Genomic DNA, 16,124 nt, shown 5'->3' on the forward strand with positions numbered 1-16,124 from the left:
CCGCCCGACCACACCAGGAAGTCCTCTCGTGAATGCCCAGCTCGTGACCGCCCGCTCCGTGTTCTCGCGCCACCAGACCCTGGCCCTCCTCCTTCTCCCGCTGTTGGCGCTGTTGCTCGCCACGTCGTGGATGACCCCGGCGCGTGCGGATGACGAATCCGGCACCAGGGCCGACGAGCGCAACACGATGACTGTCGGCATCACGACAGCGACCAAGAAGGGCCTCGACGACCGGGGCAACTATCAGTACGAGCTGCTCCCCGGCGGGCTGGTCGTCGACTACGTGTCGGTCTCGAACTACAGCCTGAAGCCTGTGACGGTCCGGCTCCTCGCGCGGGCCGCGACGAGCCAGGGCTCCAACGCCTTCATCGTCCAGCCGACCAACACGCCCCCGACCGTGCTCAGCTCGTGGGTGTCCATCGGTGAGCCGGTGGTCAAGCTGCCTCCCCGCTCGACCCGGACCGTTCCGTTCCAGCTCGGGGTGCCGAAGGGTGCCGAGCCCGGCGACTACGCAGGCGCCATGGTGATGTCGCTGATGGCGGAGGGCAAGCCGAGAAAGGGCGAGAAGGCCGAACCGGTCGCCGTCGAGCACCGGGTCGCACTCAAGATGATGCTGCGGGTCCCGGGGCAGATCCAGCCGGGCCTCGAGGTGGAGGACCTCACGGCGGAGTGGGACGGCGCGTGGTCGCCGACCGGCCGCGGCGACGTACGCATCTCCTACACGGTCCGCAACACCGGCAACGTCCGGCTCAGCGCGGACCCCGCCCTCGCCCTCGACCGCTCGTTCGGCCGTGGCGTCGTCACCGCGAAGGGCGAACGGATCAACGACCTCCTGCCCGGAGGTGCGCTCGCCGTCGAGCAGGTCGTCCCTGACGTCTTCAGCGTCGGCCCGCTCACCGCTCGGGTGAGCCTCCAGCCCTCCGGTGTCGACCGCGAGCTGCCGGAGAAGCCGGACCCGACGACGGCCGAGGTCGAGGTCGCCGCCTGGTGGTGGCTGCTCGTCGTCGCGCTCGGCGTACTGCTCCTCCTCATCGCCGCGTACGTCGTGTGGCGACGCGTCCGCAAGGGCAACCGCACCGGCGACGGTGGCCCCGGTGGCCGCCGTGCCCGTCGCGCCGGCGGCCCCGACACCCCGGCCGCACCCGCGGCCGAACAGGCTCCGGAGGCCGTGAGCGTCTCGCCGCGGATCGCGCTGCGCAGCGCCGGCGCCGGTGCCGTCGCCCTGGTCGCGCTCCTGATCGGCATTGCTCCCGCCGCCCACGCTGAGGATGCCGAGACCTGGCGTGCCACGACATCGACCCCGAAGGGCACCGCCGACGTGCCGTTCGAGATCAAGACGTCCGGTGGCTGTCCCGCGCCGGCGACGAACATGATCGCCTGGGTGACCGGCAAGGGCCTTCCGAAGGAAGGGGCGATCGCGATCTCCAACACGGTCGCGCCTGCGATGGACCAGCCGTTCGTCGGCTACGTCATCGACAGCATGTCCAACCTGATGGCCTCCCAAGGAGGGTCCGCGCAGCTCGACGGGACCTACACGTTCCGTCTGCAGTGCATCACCGCTGAGCACTACGACCACAGCTATGGCGACTACGTCGTCAAGATCGCGTTCAGTGACCCGACGCACTGGCGGATGCTGCCGCCCGTCACCAGGAAGACGGGTCCCCATGGCGGGTCCGAGGCCGGCGCGATGGCCGGCGCGGGCGCAGCCGGTTCGAACGGCACGACGGGCGCGGACCCTGCTGGTGCCGGCGCCTCCGCGGGAGACCCGTCGGCGGGTGGTCCCGGTGCCGCTGGGGCGGATGCCGATGTCGCCGCAACCGCGGCTGAAGCCGCTGCAGCCGACGCCGACCGGTCGACCGGCGGCATGACCCGCACCTCCTGGTCGCTGATCGGCCTCGGGGTGCTCCTGCTGGGCGGCGTCTTCGCCTGGCTCTACGCCTCACGTCCCCAGGCCTGACCGGGCCTGGTCCGATTCGCTTCACCTATCTGAGGAGCCCTTCCATGTTCAGTTTCGACAGGCGTGCACGGCTGGGCGCTGCCGCGCTGGCGGTGTGCGTTCCGGCCTCGATGCTCGCCTTCACTCCCGGCGCCCAGGCGGTGAGCGTCGGCAACCTCAGCGTCATCCCGGCGACCGGCCACCAGGACACCGGCTTGTTCGTCACGACGCCTGCGGCCTGCCCGCAGGGCTCGGTCTCCTTCTACACCGAGCTCTCGGGCCCCCGGATCACTGGCGAGCCGGGAGCCGAGGGTGTCTTCACGACGTCCACGAAGCCGCTCACGGACGCGACGCCCAACGGATCGGGCTACGGCGTCGAGGTCAGCGAGCCGCTGAGCGCGTCGTTCGCGCAGCAGTCGGTGACCGACCCGGAAGGTGCCTACACCTACCGCTTCGTCTGCACCGACTTCTCCGGGTTCGAGCGCCTCGGCACCTTCGACGCGATCCTCAACGTGACCAACACTGGTGTCGCGGGCGACTACAACCTGACCTATGCCCAGCAGAGCCAGGCCGTGGCCACCCAGACCACCCTGGCGGCGACGCCGCTCGACCCGGTCGCCTCCGGCGCAGCCACCACGCTCACCGCAACCGTCGCCGCCACCGACGCCCCGGCCCCGGCCGGCACGGTCCAGTTCAGGCGCGGCACCGCCAACCTCGGCACGCCGGTGGCGGTCTCCGGCGGCACGGCCACCTCGCCCGCGATGGTCCTCACCGCAGGCAACGACAACCTGACAGCCGTCTTCACCCCTGCAGACCCCGCGTCGTACGCCGCGTCCGTGTCGGCACCGCTCGCGTACGTCGTGGTCGGCGTGCCCGCCATCACGGGCACCGTGCGGGTCGGTTCGGCCGTCACGTGTGCGACCTCCGTCGGTGGCACCCAGGCCATCTCGTGGCTCAAGAACGGGGTCGTCCAGTCGGTCGCCACGAAGTCCGTCACGATCCCGAGCACCTGGTACAAGGCGAGCATCGGTTGCCGGGTGAAGGTGACCAGCAACGGGCGGGTGCTCGAGCGTTCGAGCGCGGCGAAGACCGTGGCCATCGGGCCGGCCCTGAGGCGCCTGACGGCTCCCAAGGTGATGGGAACCATGCGCGTCGGCCGGGTCGTCAGCTGTTCTCCTGGCACGTGGAGCCCGACCGCGACGTCGTACTCCTACACCTGGCACCGCAACGGTGTGCGGCTGGTGGGCAAGACCGCCCGCACCTACACGCTCACTCGCCTCGACCGCCGCAAGGGGATCTCGTGTGGCGTGACTGCGAAGAGGGCGGGCTACGCCAACGGCGTGGCCATGTCGGCGCGCAGGACCGTCGCGTGATCCAAGCCCTGCTCGAACGCACCAAGCCGGTCGCACGGGGAGCCCGGGTCCGTCCCGCGCGCCCTGTGCGACCGGTCCCGCAGGGCGTCGCCATGGTGAGCTCCGCGCTCACCGTGGTGACGCTGCTGCTCGGTTGCCTTCTCGCGGAGGCAACCGTGATCGGCGACGTGCGCCACGCGCGCGCACAGAAGCTCACCTACGAGCAGCTGCGCACGGATCTGGCCAAGGGGGAGGCGCCGATCGGGCAGATGGACGCGAACGGTGAGGTCACGGTGCCCGGCCGACCGGTCGCGGTCCTGACCATCCCCGCCATCAACCTGCGCGAGGTGGTCTTCGAGGGCACGACGGCCGGTGTGCTTGCCGACGGCCCCGGCCATCGTCGTGACACCGCGTTTCCCGGGCAGGCCGGTGCCGCCCTGATCTTCGGCCGGCAGGCGATGTACGGCGGCGTCTTCAGCCGGATCCACGACCTGCGCCGCGGCGACGAGATCAAGGTCGCCACCGGCCAGGGATCCCATGCCTACAAGGTCAGCGACGTGCGGCATGCGGGGGAGCGGGTGCTCCCTGTGGCGGCCGGCAAGGCTCGACTGGTGCTGGCGACTGCAGCCGGGAGGCCGTTCCTTCCCGAGGCGGTCGTCTATGTCGACGCTGTCCAGGTCTCCCAGGTCGTCCCCTCTCCCGAGCGTGCGTTCGGCACGGCCGCGCTCGCAGACGGCGAAGGGTTGATGAAGGGCGACACCGGCACGTTGCTCCCGCTGCTCCTGTGGGCGCAGCTGCTGCTCCTCGTGGTGGCGGCCGCAGCGTGGATCGGCACGACCTGGGGTCGTTGGCAGGTCTGGATCGTCACCGTGCCCGTCCTCACCCTGCCCGCGCTGCAGGTCGCCCACTACTCGCTGCAGCTCCTGCCGAACCTCACGTGACGGACAACCCGAGGACCCCATGACCGCCTCTGACCACACGATCACGCTGCCGGTGGTGCCAGTGGCACCCTCGACCGAAGGCACGGAGCACGCCCGCCCGGGTGGTCAGTCGGGCCTCGACGCCCGGCAGGTCTCCGCCTGGTTCGGCGAGCACCGCGTGCTCGAGGACGTCTCGCTGACCATGCGCGCCGGTGAGGTGACCGCCCTGATCGGCCCGTCGGGCTGCGGCAAGTCGACCTTCCTCCGGATCTTGAACCGGATGCACGAGCTGGTCCCGAGCGCATCGATGGCAGGCGAGGTGCTGCTCGACGGCCACGACCTGTACGACGCGCGGCGGCGCCTCACGGACGCACGGGCTGCCGTGGGCATGGTCTTCCAGAAGCCCAACCCGTTTCCGACGATGTCGATCTACGACAACGTGCTCAGCGGCCGGAAGCTGACCGGGCAGCGCCTGTCCCGCGATGCGAAGGACGACCTGGTGGAGGAGTGCCTCACGAAGGCAGGGCTGTGGACGGAGGTCGTGCACCGGCTCCGAGACACCGGCGGGGCGCTCTCCGGCGGGCAGCAGCAACGCCTGTGCATCGCACGCTCCCTCGCCGTGCGGCCGAAGGTGCTGCTCATGGACGAACCCTGCTCGGCCCTCGACCCGACTTCCACGAACCGGATCGAGCAGACCATCCGTGACCTCGTGCACGAGGTCACGATCGTGATCGTCACGCACAACATGCAGCAGGCGCAGCGGGTCTCCGACCGCTGTGCCTTCTTCCTCGCGGAAGACAAGCGGCCCGGAGGCATTGTGGAGGAAGGGCCGACCGACCGGGTCTTCGGCGCGCCCGTTGATCCGCGCACGGCGGACTACGTGGAGGGCCGCTTCGGCTGATCCGGTCGGGTCCTCCGCAACGGGGGAGGGGGAGCGGTCAGCAGGCTCCCGCGAAGGTGCCGGGCGTCGTGAGCGGCGCTGCGGTGGAGCGGCCGTTCCACTTGGCGAGGTCGTACTGGCGCAGCCAGTCCATCTGCATCCGGCTCTGGTTCATGGCCTTGCCCGGCACGGCAGCCATCGTGAACTTCACCGTGAACGGGATGCCGGAGAGGGCTTCGGGGCGCTTCTCGGTCCGCAACACGTGCCCGTCGACGTACCAGCTGATGCGGTTGGCGGTGACCTCGACGCCGAACGTGTGCCAGCGGTCGTTGCCGAGGTTCATCCCGGGGGTCTTCGCATCGAACGAGCGGTTCGGAAGGTTGCGGATGCGCAGGTTGGCCGTGTTGCTTCCGAGCTTGTACCCCTCGAAGACGATGTTGCGTGCGCCGCAGTGGTCGGCCAGCGCGGGGACCGGCACCAGTTCCGTGCGGACCGTGTAGTTGGCGGCCGACGTCGCGTAGCGGCGCGAACGGAGACGGATCTCCCACCGGCCGGTCTTCGCGCCCGGTCGAGCCAGCGTGGCGCTGATGCTGCCGACCCGGGTCGTGTTGAGGGTGAGCATGCCGTTCTGGTTGCGCACCGTGCCGCGGCCGGTCTTGCGCCAGATCGGCTTGAGGCCACCGACGAAGTCGTCCTGCCAGATCGGCTTGCCCCACCCGAAGGTGGTCTGTGCGTTGACCGGGCCGGGGGCTGAGCCAGCGTGGTGGGCCTCGCTCGGCGCGGTGGTGGAGAGGAGGAGGACGGCGGCCGCGAGGGCGCCGAGACGTCGACTGGTGCGGTGGGCAAACATGTCCAGCACCGTAGGCGACACGCCTCAAAATGCGCGACTTGATGTGACGCAGCCGGTAGTGCCCACACGATTTGGCGCTCTGGCAGAACTCTGACAAGATAGTCCGGTTGCTCCGGCGGGTTGCCGGGGTGCGCCACATCTTGACTTCTGAATCGCTTCTCCTGAGATGCAATCGGTCGTTGGCGTGTGGCCGCACCGACCAGGAGACCCGATTCAGTCCGACAAACCGGTCGGACACCACCAACAACACCGAATGACCTACCCGGGTCTGTGCCGTTTTGCGTCGAATACGCGCGACACGCCCGACCGCGGGGGTCGGACGGGGTGGGGAACAGCAGGCGGGACGGCCTCACCCGGAGCCGATCTCGACACAGAACGCAGTGCCGGCGCGACGCCGGTACGACAGAAGAGGACGAGAGAGACCTATGGCGGGACAGAAGATCCGCATCAGGCTCAAGGCCTATGACCACGAGGTGATCGACACCTCGGCGCGCAAGATCGTGGACACCGTCACCCGCACGGGTGCGAAGGTCGCCGGCCCCGTGCCGCTGCCGACCGAGAAGAACGTCTACTGCGTCATTCGCTCGCCCCACAAGTACAAGGACTCGCGCGAGCACTTCGAGATGCGCACCCACAAGCGCCTCATCGACATCATCGACCCGACGCCGAAGACGGTTGACTCGCTCATGCGACTCGACCTGCCTGCCGGCGTCGACATCGAGATCAAGCTCTGAGGTAGATCTAGATGACTTTCGAACGCAACGTAAAGGGTCTGCTGGGCACCAAGCTCGGCATGACGCAGCTCTGGGACGAGAACAACAAGGTCGTCCCCGTGACCGTGATTGCCGCCGCGACCAACGTCGTGACCGCGATCCGCAAGTCCGAGACCGATGGCTACAACGCCATCCAGGTCGGCTTCGGTGAGATCGACGGCCGCAAGGTGACGAAGCCGGAAGCCGGCCAGTTCGCCAAGGCGGGTGTGACGCCCCGTCGTCACATCGTCGAGATCCGCACCGCTGACGCCTCGGCGTACGCCGCGGGCCAGGAGCTCAGCCCCGAGGTCTTCGCCGCTGGCGACACGATCGACGTCACGGGCACCAGCAAGGGCAAGGGCTTCGCCGGTGTCATGAAGCGTCACGGCTTCCACGGTGTCTCCGCTTCCCACGGTGCCCACCGCAACCACCGCAAGCCCGGTTCCATCGGTGCCTGCGCGACCCCCGGTCGCGTCTTCAAGGGCATGCGCATGGCCGGCCGCATGGGTGGCGACGCTGTGACCACGCAGAACATCACGGTCCACGCCGTCGACGCCGAGAAGGGCCTGATCCTCCTGAAGGGTGCCGTTCCCGGCCCCAAGGGCGGCCTCGTGGTCCTCCGCTCCGCAGTCAAGAAGGAGGCCGTCCAGTGAGCACGCTGAACGTCGAGCTCCCCGCCGAGATCTTCGGTGTCGAGCCGAACATCCCGCTGATCCACCAGGTCGTCGTCGCGCAGCAGGCCGCTGCTCGTCAGGGCACGCACAAGGTCAAGAGCCGCGGAGAGGTCCGTGGCGGTGGCCGCAAGCCCTACAAGCAGAAGGGCACCGGTCGCGCCCGCCAGGGCTCGACCCGCGCGCCGCAGTTCGCCGGTGGTGGCGTCGTGCACGGTCCCGTGCCGCGTGACTACAGCGAGCGCACCCCCAAGAAGATGAAGGCCGCGGCGCTCAAGGGCGCCCTGTCGGACCGCGCCGTCAACGGCCGCGTCCACGTGGTCGACTCGCTCGTCGGTGGCGACAAGCCGTCGACGAAGGCCGCGATCGCGTCCCTGACCGCTCTCACCGAGCGCGTCAAGTTCCTGGTCGTGCTCGAGCGTGGCGACAACGTGACCTGGCTGTCCCTGCGCAACGCAGCGGGCGTCCACATCATCGCCGTCGACCAGCTCAACACGTACGACGTGCTGCTGTCCGACGACGTGGTCTTCACCAAGGGTGCCTACGACGCGTTCGTCTCGCCGAAGGCCGACCAGGCCGAGGCCAAGCCGACTGCCGTTGCCGCTCCTGTCGTCGCTGAGGCCCCCGCGGCCGAGCTCCCGGCTGGTGCCAAGGCTCCGCTGAAGAGCGGTGGCGCGCCCAAGGGCTACGACATCAAGGGCAACGCTGACTCCGGTCTGTTCCACGAGCCTGACGGCCAGTGGTACGACGCGACGGTCGCCGAGTTCTACTTCAAGTCTGCCGACGACGCCGAGGCCGCTGGCTTCAAGCGCGCCGGCTCGAAGGAGGCCTGAGCATGAGCACCCTGCACAAGGACCACCGCGACGTCCTGCTCGCCCCGGTCGTGTCCGAGAAGAGCTACGCGCTCCTCGACGCGAACAAGTACACCTTCCTGGTGCACCCGGACGCGAACAAGACCGAGATCAAGATCGCGGTCGAGAAGGTCTTCGGCGTCAAGGTGACCTCGGTCAACACGCTGAACCGCACGGGCAAGACCCGTCGCACCAAGAATGGTCTCGGCAAGCGCAAGGACACCAAGCGCGCGATCGTCAGCCTCGCTGAGGGCCACCGCATCGACATCTTCGGAGGTCAGGCCTGATGGCTATCCGCAAGTACAAGCCGACTACGCCGGGCCGTCGTGGCTCGTCGGTCGCCGACTTCGTCGAGATCACCCGCACGACGCCGGAGAAGTCGCTCACGCGTCCGCTCCCGAAGTCTGGTGGCCGCAACAACCAGGGCCGGATCACCACCCGGCACATCGGTGGCGGTCACAAGCGTGCGTACCGGATCATCGACTTCCGTCGCTACGACAAGGACGGCGTGCCGGCCAAGGTCGCTCACATCGAGTACGACCCCAACCGCACCGCTCGCATCGCGCTGCTGCACTTCGCAGACGGCGAGAAGCGCTACATCATCGCGCCGAAGGGTGTGGAGCAGGGCACCGTCCTGGAGTCGGGCGTCAACGCCGACATCAAGCCGGGCAACAACCTGCCGCTCCGCAACATCCCGGTTGGTTCGACCATCCACTGCATCGAGCTCCGTCCCGGCGGCGGCGCGAAGATCGCCCGGTCCGCCGGCATCTCCGCGCAGCTGGTCGCCCGTGAGGGTTCCCGCGCCACGCTCCGCATGCCTTCGGGCGAGATGCGGTTCGTCGACGTTCGCTGCCGCGCCACGATCGGCGAGGTCGGCAACGCCGAGCAGTCGAACATCAACTGGGGCAAGGCCGGCCGTATGCGCTGGAAGGGTGTCCGCCCGACCGTCCGCGGTGTCGTCATGAACCCGGTCGACCACCCGCACGGTGGTGGTGAGGGTAAGACCTCCGGTGGTCGTCACCCGGTCTCCCCCTGGGGCAAGGCCGAGGGCCGCACGCGCAAGCGCAAGGCCAGCGACTCCCAGATCATTCGCCGCCGCAAGTCCGGCAAGGGTAGGAAGTAACTGACATGCCTCGCAGCCTGAAGAAGGGCCCCTTCGTCGACGGCCACCTCCTCAAGAAGGTGGACGCCGAGAACGAGAAGGGCACGCACAACGTCATCAAGACCTGGTCGCGCCGCTCCATGATCCTGCCGTCCTTCATCGGACACACGATCGCGGTGCACGACGGTCGCAAGCACGTTCCGGTCTTCGTGTCCGACGCAATGGTCGGTCACAAGCTGGGCGAGTTCGCCCCGACCCGCACCTACAAGGGTCACGTCAAGGAAGACCGGAAGGGACGCCGTCGATGACCGCCACTGAGCGCATCAGCACCAGCGCGCGTCGCACCTCGCTGCTCGGCGACCAGCCGGGCGCCTTCGCGACTGCCCGCTTCGTGCGGATCACCCCGATGAAGGCCCGCCGTGTCGTCGACATGGTCCGTGGTCTTCCCGTCCAGGACGCCCTGGCCCTGCTGCAGTTCGCGCCGCAGGCCGCGTCCGAGACGATCTACAAGGTCCTCGAGAGCGCGATCGCCAACGCCGAGACCACCGAGGGCCTGTCCGCAGCCGACCTCGTTGTCTCCGTTGCCCGCGTCGACGAGGGTCCGACCATGAAGCGCTGGCGCCCCCGTGCCCAGGGCCGCGCCACCCGCATCAACAAGCGCACGAGCCACATCACCCTCGTGGTGCAGCCGGCTGACGCGATCAAGAAGGGACGGACTGCCTGATGGGCCAGAAGATCCACCCGAACGGCTTCCGCCTCGGCATCTCGACGGACCACAAGTCCCGTTGGTACGCCGACAAGCTGTACTCCGCGTACGTCGGTGAAGACGTCGCCATCCGCAAGCTGCTGGGCAAGGGCATGGACCGCGCCGGCATCGCCAAGGTCGAGATCGAGCGCACCCGCGACCGCGTCCGTGTGGACATCCACACCGCGCGTCCGGGCATCGTGATCGGTCGCCGTGGCGCCGAGGCCGACCGCATCCGCACCGAGCTCGAGAAGCTCACGGGCAAGCAGGTCCAGCTGAACATCCTCGAGGTCAAGAACCCCGAGATCGAGGCGCAGCTTGTCGCCCAGGGCGTTGCTGAGCAGCTCTCCGGCCGCGTCCAGTTCCGTCGCGCGATGAAGAAGGCCATCCAGACCTCGATGCGTTCTGGTGCCCAGGGCATCAAGATCCAGTGCTCGGGCCGCCTCAACGGCGCCGAGATGTCGCGCACCGAGTTCTACCGCGAGGGTCGCGTTCCGCTGCACACGCTGCGTGCCGACATCGACTACGGCTTCTACGAGGCCAAGACGACCTTCGGCCGCATTGGCGTGAAGGTCTGGATCTACAAGGGCGAGGTTGCGGGCACCCGCGCCGAGCGTGAGGCCCAGGCTGCTGCCCGTGCCGGTGCGCCCGGCCGTGGCCGTCCGGCCCGTGGTGGCGAGCGTCCGACCCGCGGTTCCCGCGGCGACCGCCCGACCCGCGGCGACCGCGCCGAGGCTCCCGCTTCCGAGACCCCTGCCGTCGAGGCAGCTCCGGTCGAGGCTGCGGCTACCACCGGTCAGGAGGCCTGAGCACCATGCTGATGCCCCGTCGTGTCAAGCACCGCAAGCAGCACCACCCCAAGCGGACGGGTGCGGCCAAGGGTGGCACGAAGCTCGCTTTCGGCGACTTCGGCATCCAGGCGGTCGAGGGCCACTACGTGACGAACCGTCAGATCGAGTCCGCTCGTATCGCGATGACCCGTCACATCAAGCGTGGCGGCAAGGTCTGGATCAACATCTACCCGGACCGTCCCCTCACCAAGAAGCCTGCCGAGACCCGCATGGGTTCCGGTAAGGGTTCGCCGGAGTGGTGGATCGCCAACGTCAAGCCCGGCCGTGTCATGTTCGAACTTTCTGGTGTCTCTGAGGAAGTTGCCCGCGAGGCCATGCGCCGCGCGATGCACAAGCTCCCGATGAAGTGCCGTTTCATCTCGCGAGAGGCGGGTGAGTTCTGATGGCTACCGCTTTTGAACTCGACGACCTGAACAACGTCGACCTCGAGTCCAAGCTCCGTGAGGCGAAGGAAGAGCTGTTCAACCTGCGCTTCCAGGCTGCCACCGGTCAGCTGGAGAGCCACGGTCGTCTCCGCACGGTCAAGAAGGACATCGCCCGGATCTACACCGTGGTGCGTGAGCGCGAGCTCGGCATTCGGTCGAACCCGGGTGCTAGCAACGAGGAGCCCCAGGCATGAGCGAGCAGAACGCTACCCCCGAGGAGCGCACCGCGCGCAAGGTCCGCGAGGGCCTCGTCACCAGCGACAAGATGGACAAGACCGTGGTCGTTGTCGTCGAGGACCGTGTCAAGCACGCCCTCTACGGCAAGGTCATGCGTCGCACCAGCAAGCTGAAGGCGCACGACGAGAAGAACGAGTGCGGCATCGGCGACCGGGTCCAGATCATGGAGACCCGGCCGCTGTCGGCGACGAAGCGCTGGCGCGTCGTCTCCATCGTCGAGAAGGCCAAGTAACCCACTAGTTCGGCCAGGCTCAGTGCCCGTGAGGCCCTGAGAACCGGCACGACAACCAGGAGAAATCAATGATCCAGCAGGAGTCGCGACTCAAGGTCGCCGACAACACCGGTGCGAAGGAAATCCTTTGCATCCGTGTTCTCGGTGGCTCTGGTCGACGCTACGCCGGCATCGGGGACGTCATCGTCGCCACCGTCAAGGACGCGATCCCGGGTGGAAACGTGAAGAAGGGTGACGTCGTCAAGGCTGTCATCGTCCGGACCGTCAAGGAGCGCCGTCGTCCCGACGGTTCCTACATCCGCTTCGACGAGAACGCCGCTGTCATTCTCAAGAACGACGGCGAGCCCCGCGGTACCCGCATCTTCGGCCCGGTGGGCCGCGAGCTGCGCGAGAAGAAGTTCATGAAGATCATTTCCCTTGCTCCGGAGGTGCTGTGAGCCATGGCTAAGAGCATCAACATCAAGACCGGTGACACCGTCAAGGTCATCGCCGGCAAGGACAAGGGCGCGCAGGGCAAGGTCCTCAAGGTTCTCCGTGAGGACGACCGTGTGATCGTCGAAGGCGTCAACCAGATCAAGAAGCACGAGAAGGTCGTCAACACCGGCTCGGGCAACACTGGTGGCATCGTGACCGTTGAGGCCCCGATCCACGTCTCCAACGTGATGCTCGTCGAGGGTGACGGCGTCACCCGCGTTGGCTTCAAGAAGGTCGAGGGCACCAAGAAGCGCCCCGACGGTTCGACGTACACCGTGCAGCGCTCGGTGCGTGTCTCCCGCAAGACGGGGGAGGAGATCTGATGTCTGAGACCAAGATCCAGCCTCGGCTGAAGACCCGGTACCGCGCGGAGATCATCCCCGCGCTCAAGACCGAGTTCGAGCTTCCCAACGTCATGCTGGTTCCCGGCCTGACCAAGATCGTGGTCAACATGGGTGTCGGCGAGGCTGCTCGCGACTCCAAGCTGATCGAGGGTGCCGTCAAGGACCTCACCGCGATCACCGGCCAGAAGCCGCAGGTCACCAAGGCCCGCAAGTCCATCGCGCAGTTCAAGCTGCGTGAGGGCATGCCGATCGGCGCGCACGTCACGCTGCGTGGCGACCGCATGTGGGAGTTCCTGGACCGCCTGCTGTCGCTCGCGCTGCCGCGTATCCGCGACTTCCGTGGTCTGAACCCGGGCCAGTTCGACGGCCGTGGCAACTACACCTTCGGTCTGACCGAGCAGGTCATGTTCCACGAGATCGACCAGGACCGGATCGACCGGTCGCGCGGCATGGACATCACCATCGTGACCACCGCCACGACCGACGACCAGGGCCGCGCGCTGCTCAAGCAGCTCGGCTTCCCGTTCAAGGAGAACTGACATGGCGAAGACTTCGCTGAAGGTCAAGGCTGCCCGCAAGCCCAAGTTCGCGGTGCGTGGCTACACGCGCTGCCAGCGCTGCGGTCGTCCGAAGGCTGTCTACCGGAAGTTCGGCCTGTGCCGTATCTGCCTCCGGGAGATGGCTCACCGGGGCGAGCTGCCCGGCGTGACCAAGTCCTCCTGGTGACCAGGGCACCCCGAGATTCCAACGACAGCTGAAGGTCCGCCCCGCCGTTGAGCGGACGGAAACCGCAGCAAGAGAGAGAACACGCATCATGACGATGACTGACCCGATCGCAGACATGCTCACGCGTCTGCGCAACGCCAACCAGGCGTACCACGACGCGGTGTCGATGCCTTACTCCAAGCTGAAGCAGGGTGTCGCTGACATCCTCAAGCAGGAGGGCTACATCACCTCGTACGACGTGAAGGACAACGTCGACTCCGAGGGCCAGGAGGCCGTCGGCAAGACGCTCACCATCACCCTCAAGTACGGCCGCAACCGCGAGCGTTCCATCGCTGGCGTGCGCCGCATCAGCAAGCCGGGCCTCCGGGTCTACGCCAAGTCCACGGGTCTCCCGAAGGTGCTCGGCGGACTGGGTGTCGCGATCATCTCGACGTCCCAGGGCCTGCTCACCGACCGCCAGGCGAACCAGAAGGGCGTGGGTGGGGAAGTCCTCGCCTACGTCTGGTAACCCGGACAAGACCAGGAAGGATTAGAAGCATGTCGCGTATTGGCAAGCTCCCCATCGCGGTCCCGTCCGGTGTTGACGTGGCGATCGACGGCAGCGACGTGACGGTCAAGGGCCCCAAGGGCACCCTGACCCACACGATCGCCGCTCCGATCACCATCGAGCGCGGCGAGGATGGCATTCTCGAGGTCAAGCGCCCCAACGACGATCGCATTGCGAAGTCGCTGCACGGCCTGACCCGCACACTGATCAGCAACATGGTCGTGGGCGTGACCGAGGGTTACGAGAAGAAGCTCGAGATCGTGGGCGTGGGTTACCGCGTCCTCCCCAAGGGCCCGACCCAGCTGGAGTTCCAGCTCGGCTACTCCCACGTGATCACGTTCAACGCTCCCGAGGGCATCACCTTCACCACGGAAGGCCCGACGAAGCTCGGCGTCGTGGGCATCGACAAGCAGCTCGTCGGTGAGGTTGCCGCCAACATCCGCAAGTTGCGCAAGCCGGAGCCCTACAAGGGCAAGGGCGTCCGCTACAGCGGCGAGCACATCCGCCGCAAGGTCGGAAAGGCCGGTAAGTAACCATGGCGATTTCCCTGAAGAACAACAAGCACACCTCGGCCCGGGTGCGTTCGCGCCTGCGCCGCCAGGTTCGTGGTCGCAAGAAGATCTCCGGTACGGACGAGCGTCCGCGCCTGGTCGTGACGCGCTCTGCCAAGCACATCTCCGTCCAGGTCGTGAACGACCTGGTCGGCAAGACGCTGGCCTACGCGTCCACCATGGAGGCGGATGTCCGCTCCTTCGAGGGCGACAAGTCGGCCAAGGCACGCAAGGTCGGCGAGCTCGTTGCCGAGCGCGCGAAGGCTGCGGGCGTCGAGAGCGTGGTCTTCGACCGCGCCGGTAACAAGTACCACGGTCGCATCGCTGCGCTGGCGGATTCCGCCCGCGAAGCCGGTCTGACCTTCTGATCGCGACAGAGACAAGAGAGAAGAGGAAAGTCTGATGAGCGGAGCCCAGCAGCGCGGTCAGCGCGCCGGTGGCGAGCGCCAGTCGGGCGGTCGTGGAGGCCGCGACGGTCGTCGCGGCGACCAGGCAGCCGACAAGACCGCCTACATCGAGCGTGTCGTCGCGATCAACCGTGTCGCCAAGGTCGTGAAGGGTGGTCGTCGCTTCAGCTTCACCGCCCTCGTGATCGTCGGTGACGGCGAAGGCATGGTCGGCGTCGGTTACGGCAAGGCCAAGGAAGTCCCCGCGGCGATCGCCAAGGGTGTCGAGGAAGCGAAGAAGGCCTTCTTCAAGGTTCCCCGCATCCAGGGCACCATCCCGCACCCGGTCCAGGGCGAGAAGGCTGCAGGCGTCGTCCTGCTCAAGCCGGCTTCCCCCGGTACCGGTGTGATCGCCGGCGGTCCGGTGCGCGCAGTTCTCGAGTGCGCCGGCATCCACGACGTCCTGAGCAAGTCGCTCGGTTCGTCCAACCAGATCAACATCGTTCACGCGACTGTCGCGGCGCTGAAGATGCTCGAGGAGCCCGAGGCCGTTGCGGCCCGCCGTGGCCTCCCCGTCGAGCACGTCGCCCCGGCAGCCCTGCTGAAGGCTCGGGCGGAGGCGACCAACTGATGGCACGCCTCAAGGTCGAGCAGAAGCGTGGCGTCGTCGGCGTCAAGGCCAACCAGCGCGAGACCCTTCGCACCCTGGGCCTGAAGCGCATCGGTGACGTCGTAGTCAAGGAAGACCGCCCGGAGATCCGGGGCATGGTCAACACGGTCCGTCACCTTGTGACGGTTGAGGAGGTCGACTGACATGGCCGCGCTCAAGCTGCACCACCTGCGTCCTGCCCCCGGTGCCAAGACTGCCAAGACCCGCGTGGGTCGTGGTGAGGGCTCCAAGGGTAAGACCGCTGGTCGTGGTACCAAGGGCACCAAGGCTCGCTACCAGGTTCCGACCGCCTTCGAGGGTGGTCAGATGCCGATCCACATGCGGCTCCCGAAGCTCAAGGGCTTCCGGAACCCGTTCAAGGTCGTGTTCCAGGTCGTGAACCTGGACCGCCTCGGCGAGCTGTTCCCGGAGGGTGGCACCATCACGGTCGCCGACCTCATTGCCAAGGGCGCCGTCCGTGACGGTTTCCCGGTCAAGGTCCTCGGATCGGGCGACATCACCGTCGCCGTCCAGGTGACCGCCGACGCCTTCTCCGGCGCTGCCAAGGAGAAGATCGAGGCTGCCGGCGGCAGCGTCATCGTCGCCTGATCGATAGCTGAACACACGCGAGGGGCACCGGATC

26 protein-coding genes are annotated in these 16,124 nt (G+C 67.6%); 25 read left to right on the forward strand and 1 reads right to left on the reverse strand.

Going from position 1 to position 16,124, the window contains the following annotated elements; all coding sequences use genetic code 11:
- Nucleotides 1-28: 28 nt before the first annotated feature.
- From D4739_RS08215 to D4739_RS08230, 4 genes are read left to right on the forward strand one after another with little or no spacing between them, the layout of a single operon-like run.
- Entirely contained in the window at nucleotides 29-1,957 is a 1,929-nt protein-coding gene (locus D4739_RS08215) for a hypothetical protein (RefSeq protein ID WP_120060151.1), read from the forward strand.
- A 44-nt stretch (nucleotides 1,958-2,001) separates the two neighbouring features.
- A complete protein-coding gene (locus D4739_RS08220; RefSeq protein WP_120060153.1) occupies nucleotides 2,002-3,309 on the forward strand; it encodes an Ig-like domain-containing protein in 1,308 nt (435 codons plus the stop codon).
- Nucleotides 3,306-4,229, forward strand: a complete 924-nt coding sequence (locus D4739_RS08225; protein WP_120060155.1) for a sortase — start codon at nucleotides 3,306-3,308, stop codon at nucleotides 4,227-4,229. Before D4739_RS08220 ends, D4739_RS08225 begins: the two co-directional genes overlap by 4 nt.
- 19 nt (nucleotides 4,230-4,248) lie before the next feature.
- Nucleotides 4,249-5,109 carry a phosphate ABC transporter ATP-binding protein gene (locus D4739_RS08230; RefSeq protein ID WP_120060156.1) on the forward strand — a complete coding sequence of 287 codons (861 nt, stop codon included), beginning with the start codon at nucleotides 4,249-4,251 and terminating at the stop codon, nucleotides 5,107-5,109.
- A 37-nt stretch (nucleotides 5,110-5,146) separates the two neighbouring features.
- Here the strand turns inward: D4739_RS08230 and D4739_RS08235 are convergent, their stop codons facing one another.
- Entirely contained in the window at nucleotides 5,147-5,938 is a 792-nt protein-coding gene (locus tag D4739_RS08235) for a family 16 glycosylhydrolase (protein WP_120060158.1), read from the reverse strand.
- Nucleotides 5,939-6,363: 425 nt separating this feature from the next.
- Between D4739_RS08235 and rpsJ the strand changes: the two genes are divergently transcribed.
- From rpsJ to rplO, 21 genes are all read left to right on the forward strand, one after another.
- Complete coding sequence (gene rpsJ / locus D4739_RS08240) at nucleotides 6,364-6,672, forward strand: 30S ribosomal protein S10 (RefSeq protein WP_008360994.1); 309 nt, start codon at nucleotides 6,364-6,366, stop codon at nucleotides 6,670-6,672.
- Nucleotides 6,673-6,683: 11 nt separating this feature from the next.
- The gene (gene rplC / locus D4739_RS08245) at nucleotides 6,684-7,343 is read left to right on the forward strand and encodes a 50S ribosomal protein L3 (RefSeq protein WP_120060160.1); all 660 of its coding nucleotides are present in this window, start codon (nucleotides 6,684-6,686) and stop codon (nucleotides 7,341-7,343) included.
- Nucleotides 7,340-8,194, forward strand: coding sequence for a 50S ribosomal protein L4, sunset domain variant (gene rplD / locus D4739_RS08250; RefSeq protein WP_120060162.1), 855 nt, complete (start codon nucleotides 7,340-7,342; stop codon nucleotides 8,192-8,194). Before rplC ends, rplD begins: the two co-directional genes overlap by 4 nt.
- Before the next feature lie 2 nt (nucleotides 8,195-8,196).
- Nucleotides 8,197-8,499 carry a 50S ribosomal protein L23 gene (gene rplW, locus D4739_RS08255; protein ID WP_120060164.1) on the forward strand — a complete coding sequence of 101 codons (303 nt, stop codon included), beginning with the start codon at nucleotides 8,197-8,199 and terminating at the stop codon, nucleotides 8,497-8,499.
- The gene (gene rplB, locus D4739_RS08260; RefSeq protein WP_120060166.1) at nucleotides 8,499-9,335 is read left to right on the forward strand and encodes a 50S ribosomal protein L2; all 837 of its coding nucleotides are present in this window, start codon (nucleotides 8,499-8,501) and stop codon (nucleotides 9,333-9,335) included. Before rplW ends, rplB begins: the two co-directional genes overlap by 1 nt.
- Nucleotides 9,336-9,340: 5 nt before the next feature.
- Nucleotides 9,341-9,622 (forward strand): 30S ribosomal protein S19, encoded by a 282-nt coding sequence (rpsS, locus tag D4739_RS08265; RefSeq protein WP_120060168.1) that lies wholly within the window; start codon nucleotides 9,341-9,343, stop codon nucleotides 9,620-9,622.
- On the forward strand, nucleotides 9,619-10,038 hold the full coding sequence (gene rplV / locus D4739_RS08270) for a 50S ribosomal protein L22 (RefSeq protein ID WP_120060170.1): 420 nt from the start codon (nucleotides 9,619-9,621) through the stop codon (nucleotides 10,036-10,038). Before rpsS ends, rplV begins: the two co-directional genes overlap by 4 nt.
- Nucleotides 10,038-10,868 (forward strand): 30S ribosomal protein S3, encoded by an 831-nt coding sequence (gene rpsC, locus D4739_RS08275; RefSeq protein ID WP_120060171.1) that lies wholly within the window; start codon nucleotides 10,038-10,040, stop codon nucleotides 10,866-10,868. The genes rplV and rpsC overlap by 1 nt, the downstream gene beginning before the upstream one ends.
- Before the next feature lie 5 nt (nucleotides 10,869-10,873).
- On the forward strand, nucleotides 10,874-11,293 hold the full coding sequence (gene rplP / locus D4739_RS08280; RefSeq protein WP_120060172.1) for a 50S ribosomal protein L16: 420 nt from the start codon (nucleotides 10,874-10,876) through the stop codon (nucleotides 11,291-11,293).
- Nucleotides 11,293-11,529 (forward strand): 50S ribosomal protein L29, encoded by a 237-nt coding sequence (gene rpmC / locus D4739_RS08285; protein ID WP_120060174.1) that lies wholly within the window; start codon nucleotides 11,293-11,295, stop codon nucleotides 11,527-11,529. Before rplP ends, rpmC begins: the two co-directional genes overlap by 1 nt.
- On the forward strand, nucleotides 11,526-11,804 hold the full coding sequence (rpsQ, locus tag D4739_RS08290) for a 30S ribosomal protein S17 (RefSeq protein ID WP_120060176.1): 279 nt from the start codon (nucleotides 11,526-11,528) through the stop codon (nucleotides 11,802-11,804). Before rpmC ends, rpsQ begins: the two co-directional genes overlap by 4 nt.
- 68 nt (nucleotides 11,805-11,872) lie before the next feature.
- On the forward strand, nucleotides 11,873-12,241 hold the full coding sequence (gene rplN / locus D4739_RS08295) for a 50S ribosomal protein L14 (RefSeq protein WP_017932847.1): 369 nt from the start codon (nucleotides 11,873-11,875) through the stop codon (nucleotides 12,239-12,241).
- A 3-nt stretch (nucleotides 12,242-12,244) separates the two neighbouring features.
- A complete protein-coding gene (gene rplX, locus D4739_RS08300) occupies nucleotides 12,245-12,601 on the forward strand; it encodes a 50S ribosomal protein L24 (protein WP_120060177.1) in 357 nt (118 codons plus the stop codon).
- Nucleotides 12,601-13,161: a 50S ribosomal protein L5 gene (gene rplE / locus D4739_RS08305; protein ID WP_120060179.1), complete on the forward strand. Its 561-nt coding sequence runs from the start codon at nucleotides 12,601-12,603 to the stop codon at nucleotides 13,159-13,161. The genes rplX and rplE overlap by 1 nt, the downstream gene beginning before the upstream one ends.
- 1 nt (nucleotide 13,162) lies before the next feature.
- Complete coding sequence (locus tag D4739_RS08310; RefSeq protein ID WP_010831721.1) at nucleotides 13,163-13,348, forward strand: type Z 30S ribosomal protein S14; 186 nt, start codon at nucleotides 13,163-13,165, stop codon at nucleotides 13,346-13,348.
- 88 nt (nucleotides 13,349-13,436) lie between these two features.
- Entirely contained in the window at nucleotides 13,437-13,856 is a 420-nt protein-coding gene (gene rpsH / locus D4739_RS08315; RefSeq protein WP_120060181.1) for a 30S ribosomal protein S8, read from the forward strand.
- A gap of 29 nt (nucleotides 13,857-13,885) precedes the next feature.
- Nucleotides 13,886-14,428, forward strand: coding sequence for a 50S ribosomal protein L6 (gene rplF / locus D4739_RS08320; RefSeq protein ID WP_120060183.1), 543 nt, complete (start codon nucleotides 13,886-13,888; stop codon nucleotides 14,426-14,428).
- 2 nt (nucleotides 14,429-14,430) lie between these two features.
- Nucleotides 14,431-14,814 carry a 50S ribosomal protein L18 gene (gene rplR / locus D4739_RS08325; protein WP_120060185.1) on the forward strand — a complete coding sequence of 128 codons (384 nt, stop codon included), beginning with the start codon at nucleotides 14,431-14,433 and terminating at the stop codon, nucleotides 14,812-14,814.
- A 34-nt stretch (nucleotides 14,815-14,848) separates the two neighbouring features.
- A complete protein-coding gene (gene rpsE / locus D4739_RS08330) occupies nucleotides 14,849-15,463 on the forward strand; it encodes a 30S ribosomal protein S5 (protein WP_120060187.1) in 615 nt (204 codons plus the stop codon).
- On the forward strand, nucleotides 15,463-15,645 hold the full coding sequence (rpmD, locus tag D4739_RS08335) for a 50S ribosomal protein L30 (protein WP_120060189.1): 183 nt from the start codon (nucleotides 15,463-15,465) through the stop codon (nucleotides 15,643-15,645). The genes rpsE and rpmD overlap by 1 nt, the downstream gene beginning before the upstream one ends.
- A gap of 1 nt (nucleotide 15,646) precedes the next feature.
- Nucleotides 15,647-16,090: a 50S ribosomal protein L15 gene (gene rplO, locus D4739_RS08340; RefSeq protein WP_120060191.1), complete on the forward strand. Its 444-nt coding sequence runs from the start codon at nucleotides 15,647-15,649 to the stop codon at nucleotides 16,088-16,090.
- Nucleotides 16,091-16,124: the final 34 nt, after the last annotated feature.

It is taken from the genome of Nocardioides cavernaquae, from assembly GCF_003600895.1.
Classification (GTDB): Bacteria; Actinomycetota; Actinomycetes; order Propionibacteriales; family Nocardioidaceae; genus Nocardioides; species Nocardioides cavernaquae.

Excerpts from the sequence above, each read along its gene's own strand:
- D4739_RS08220 (WP_120060153.1), top strand. The coding sequence starts at position 2,002 with ATGTTCAGTTTCGACAGGCGTGCACGGCTGGGCGCTGCCGCGCTGGCG.
- D4739_RS08230 (WP_120060156.1), top strand. The coding sequence starts at position 4,249 with ATGACCGCCTCTGACCACACGATCACGCTGCCGGTGGTGCCAGTGGCA.
- D4739_RS08235 (WP_120060158.1), bottom strand. The coding sequence starts at position 5,938 with ATGTTTGCCCACCGCACCAGTCGACGTCTCGGCGCCCTCGCGGCCGCC.
- rpsJ (WP_008360994.1), top strand. The coding sequence starts at position 6,364 with ATGGCGGGACAGAAGATCCGCATCAGGCTCAAGGCCTATGACCACGAG.
- rplC (WP_120060160.1), top strand. The coding sequence starts at position 6,684 with ATGACTTTCGAACGCAACGTAAAGGGTCTGCTGGGCACCAAGCTCGGC.
- rplW (WP_120060164.1), top strand. The coding sequence starts at position 8,197 with ATGAGCACCCTGCACAAGGACCACCGCGACGTCCTGCTCGCCCCGGTC.
- rplB (WP_120060166.1), top strand. The coding sequence starts at position 8,499 with ATGGCTATCCGCAAGTACAAGCCGACTACGCCGGGCCGTCGTGGCTCG.
- rpsS (WP_120060168.1), top strand. The coding sequence starts at position 9,341 with ATGCCTCGCAGCCTGAAGAAGGGCCCCTTCGTCGACGGCCACCTCCTC.
- rplV (WP_120060170.1), top strand. The coding sequence starts at position 9,619 with ATGACCGCCACTGAGCGCATCAGCACCAGCGCGCGTCGCACCTCGCTG.
- rpsC (WP_120060171.1), top strand. The coding sequence starts at position 10,038 with ATGGGCCAGAAGATCCACCCGAACGGCTTCCGCCTCGGCATCTCGACG.
- rplP (WP_120060172.1), top strand. The coding sequence starts at position 10,874 with ATGCTGATGCCCCGTCGTGTCAAGCACCGCAAGCAGCACCACCCCAAG.
- rpmC (WP_120060174.1), top strand. The coding sequence starts at position 11,293 with ATGGCTACCGCTTTTGAACTCGACGACCTGAACAACGTCGACCTCGAG.
- rpsQ (WP_120060176.1), top strand. The coding sequence starts at position 11,526 with ATGAGCGAGCAGAACGCTACCCCCGAGGAGCGCACCGCGCGCAAGGTC.
- rplN (WP_017932847.1), top strand. The coding sequence starts at position 11,873 with ATGATCCAGCAGGAGTCGCGACTCAAGGTCGCCGACAACACCGGTGCG.
- rplX (WP_120060177.1), top strand. The coding sequence starts at position 12,245 with ATGGCTAAGAGCATCAACATCAAGACCGGTGACACCGTCAAGGTCATC.
- rplE (WP_120060179.1), top strand. The coding sequence starts at position 12,601 with ATGTCTGAGACCAAGATCCAGCCTCGGCTGAAGACCCGGTACCGCGCG.
- D4739_RS08310 (WP_010831721.1), top strand. The coding sequence starts at position 13,163 with ATGGCGAAGACTTCGCTGAAGGTCAAGGCTGCCCGCAAGCCCAAGTTC.
- rpsH (WP_120060181.1), top strand. The coding sequence starts at position 13,437 with ATGACGATGACTGACCCGATCGCAGACATGCTCACGCGTCTGCGCAAC.
- rplF (WP_120060183.1), top strand. The coding sequence starts at position 13,886 with ATGTCGCGTATTGGCAAGCTCCCCATCGCGGTCCCGTCCGGTGTTGAC.
- rplR (WP_120060185.1), top strand. The coding sequence starts at position 14,431 with ATGGCGATTTCCCTGAAGAACAACAAGCACACCTCGGCCCGGGTGCGT.
- rpsE (WP_120060187.1), top strand. The coding sequence starts at position 14,849 with ATGAGCGGAGCCCAGCAGCGCGGTCAGCGCGCCGGTGGCGAGCGCCAG.
- rpmD (WP_120060189.1), top strand. The coding sequence starts at position 15,463 with ATGGCACGCCTCAAGGTCGAGCAGAAGCGTGGCGTCGTCGGCGTCAAG.
- rplO (WP_120060191.1), top strand. The coding sequence starts at position 15,647 with ATGGCCGCGCTCAAGCTGCACCACCTGCGTCCTGCCCCCGGTGCCAAG.